The sequence below is a fragment of the Anaerobutyricum hallii DSM 3353 genome, from assembly GCF_000173975.1.
Classification (GTDB): Bacteria; Bacillota; Clostridia; order Lachnospirales; family Lachnospiraceae; genus Anaerobutyricum; species Anaerobutyricum hallii.
In genome coordinates this window covers 1-3,722 of sequence record NZ_ACEP01000165.1, presented here as the reverse complement: position 1 = coordinate 3,722, position 3,722 = coordinate 1, and the positions used below count along the sequence as shown (strand labels likewise).

Sequence of the window (3,722 nt, the reverse complement as noted above, 5' to 3'; positions counted from 1 at the left end):
GCAAATGGTATATGTTACATTTGTCTTGTTCTCCTCATACTGACGAATCTTTCTATCAAGCCAATGATTGTATACCATTCTCACACAACCAAAAGTCTTAGCAAACAAACTCTTCTGTTCATCATTGGGATATATTCTGAATTTATATGCTCTGTTTGCCACCATGCCACTTCCTTTTCCTCGAACCCCCACCTGTGATACTTGAACACAAGCACAAGATGATAGTATAGTAAGAATACTAAATGTGCGTTATTATCTCAATTTATTGTATCTCAATTTTTTATTATCCGACTAAAGATACTATACTATAATCAGGATGCTCTATCAAGCAGGTAGCAGACACAATTCATCTCCCACCTTAGAGGTCGGAGTCTTCTTGCTGTAAGAGGATAAAATATATCTGACTTTATTTTATACATATAGATATACCATTATTTTACTATATAGTAAGTATTTTTTCGAACATATTTTTGTTTTCAAAAAAAGCATTCAGCTATATACAAAAACAAACACTTTTATCTCGGTAATTGAACTACCGAGAATTCTCGCTTAGTTTTCTAAAGGATTATAAACATCTTTAATAATTTATTCTTTACTATTATATTCTATCTTTTACATTCCATAATGTATCTATTAATTCACATTTTTATCTGCACTGATGAACGCAGCACAGCTATTTACATTCCATAATGTATCTATTAATTCATATTATGTCCAAAGGCAGTGGTTTAGCCAAAGTCATTTACATTCCATAATGTATCTATTAATTCGCCTGTGGCCGCTTATTCCTTACCACTTTTACTTCATTTACATTCCATAATGTATCTATTAATTCGCGTGATGGTCGCTGACTTGATCTTCCAATCTTCTTCATTTACATTCCATAATGTATCTATTAATTCCGCAGCGATCTCATCCAGTATCAAGGTCATCAAACGATTTACATTCCATAATGTATCTATTAATTCCAAAGGCATTTTCAGTATGGATATGTATTTCACTATTTACATTCCATAATGTATCTATTAATTCTGCCGTAGCATCATTGCATATTGATATGTGTCATGGATTTACATTCCATAATGTATCTATTAATTCTCTAATTTTTCCATCGGGAGTGTAATATCGGAGTTTAATTTACATTCCATAATGTATCTATTAATTCACCATCTGCCAGACTGGTATCTGACACACAGATGAATTTACATTCCATAATGTATCTATTAATTCTCACCCTGATAACCACAATCAAGACAACTATCAATATTTACATTCCATAATGTATCTATTAATTCGCTCCGCAGCAGTTTTTTGATTCTTAAAAATTCTTTGATTTACATTCCATAATGTATCTATTAATTCTGCGAAAGGGAATAAGAAATGTATTGATATGCTCAATTTACATTCCATAATGTATCTATTAATTCTAATTTTTAAAACATTACTAACATAACCTGCGTCATTTACATTCCATAATGTATCTATTAATTCTGTAATCGTTCCTACCAATGTTTCCTCTGAAATGTTCATTTACATTCCATAATGTATCTATTAATTCCAAGGTACTAAATGCGGCTCCTACTCCCGAAATGACATTTACATTCCATAATGTATCTATTAATTCTTACATCGTGAAAAGATTTCTTTTCTACATCATAATTTACATTCCATAATGTATCTATTAATTCTTTATTCCTCCTTCCAATCTAACATACTAATTGTGAAATTTACATTCCATAATGTATCTATTAATTCCTAACAGGATGCCCGATACTGTTCCTCGTTGTCTATTTACATTCCATAATGTATCTATTAATTCACCAGAGAGAATTAATGAAAGTTTTGGTGGTTATGGATTTACATTCCATAATGTATCTATTAATTCTATAAAAAACGATTAATGAAAACCGTAAATTCTTTATTTACATTCCATAATGTATCTATTAATTCAAAAGATAGTTCACACGATTTAATTATGAAATATGTATTTACATTCCATAATGTATCTATTAATTCACTGAATACTTTTATCTAAATCAGTTTTAGATGTGTATTTACATTCCATAATGTATCTATTAATTCCTGGTATTCCCACTCATCGGTATCTACCTTTTTGACATTTACATTCCATAATGTATCTATTAATTCAATCCAGTCTGTTGTAATTGTTCTATCCAATCTGCATTTACATTCCATAATGTATCTATTAATTCCAGAATCACAAGAGGAAATGGTCTGGGTTCCAAATACATTTACATTCCATAATGTATCTATTAATTCTAAAAGCATTACTCAAAAAGTTACATGAATTATCATTTACATTCCATAATGTATCTATTAATTCATTTTTGGCGGAGCTATCGCTTATCTTTTAGGTGGTATTTACATTCCATAATGTATCTATTAATTCATAGAGTTCTACATTATAAAACTCGTCCCAAATTTATTTACATTCCATAATGTATCTATTAATTCTGGACATTGACAAGTATTAGTTAGATTTACAAATATATTTACATTCCATAATGTATCTATTAATTCCTTAACCAGTGCGTTATATTCCTTTAACGCAACTTTCTGATTTACATTCCATAATGTATCTATTAATTCTTTTACTTGTCTTTTCTTTTCCGCTTCTGATTTTTTATTTACATTCCATAATGTATCTATTAATTCCTGCACCCAACTTGCAGAATTTTATCTGCAGAAGCATTTACATTCCATAATGTATCTATTAATTCCCGTCCTCCAGCTACCATTATATCATCTATAGTCTTTCTTCTTTTTCTGTCGACCTCTTTCTATTCTCCCCATCTTACATCCATATTTTTATTATAATTTCGCTCTCAGCCCATATTTATCGCATTGTCAACCTCCCTATATTTTTGCATTATTATCGGTCGACAATTTATATCTTCTTTATTTATGTCAAAATCTCATCTATAACTATACTTTACCATTCACTAAAATTGTACTTGCATTATATCACCTTTCTTTGCATTTTACAACACTAATCTAATAGGATAAATATTTTTCTTTTCACATCAATATTAATTATAATCTTAAGTATATTGTCAACACAGTTATTTTCCTTTATAATATGGATTTATAGTAATAACATATTGGAATGTAAAGATTAGTTTAGTTTTGAAACTTTCTTTTAACCGCTACATTTTGGATTTTCCTAATCTATACATTCCACTTGTTATTACAGAATGCTATCTACTTCAATAATTCCGATATATTAATCTCCAATCCTTCATAAATCCCACTTTGAATCGTCTGAATAAATAGGCTTATCATCGGTGCTTCATCCTGCTCGTAATAGTAAATCGTTGTTCGCTCCTTTTCAGGATCAACAATCCAATATTCTCTTACACCGACATCCGAATATAATGGATTCTTTGTTGTATAATCCATCTTCCTGCTAGACTTTGAAACAACTTCGATTACAAAATCCGGGACACCTACACAGCCCCTGTCATTTAATTTATCTTTATCACAAATGACACTGATATCTGGCTCCACATATATTTTTTCATCTTTATTTAAAAAACCGCAAATGGTGATGGATATACCTCACATTCCCCTTTATTTTTCTCAATATAGCTTTTGACGGTGTTACGCAATCTTTGAAAACTATATTCTTCATTTCTTTGTGCTTTTAACGTTTAGAAACCCCCACAATTCCAGCCTGATTTCCTAAATAAATGCCCCAATGA

The 3,722-nt window shown here is 30.1% G+C and carries 2 protein-coding genes and 1 CRISPR repeat array; both genes read right to left on the bottom strand.

All coding sequences use genetic code 11. The features are described from left to right. The coding region (locus tag EUBHAL_RS17050) for a helix-turn-helix domain-containing protein (RefSeq protein WP_167534412.1) at nt 1-165 on the bottom strand (165 nt) is incomplete at its 3' end. Nucleotides 166-610: 445 nt separating this feature from the next. Next, nucleotides 611-2,741: a CRISPR direct-repeat array (repeat unit 30 nt; unit sequence ATTTACATTCCATAATGTATCTATTAATTC). 481 nt (nt 2,742-3,222) lie between these two features. Next, entirely contained in the window at nt 3,223-3,528 is a 306-nt protein-coding gene (locus tag EUBHAL_RS13910) for a Uma2 family endonuclease (protein WP_005351505.1), read from the bottom strand. Between the last annotated feature and the right edge of the window lie 194 nt (nt 3,529-3,722).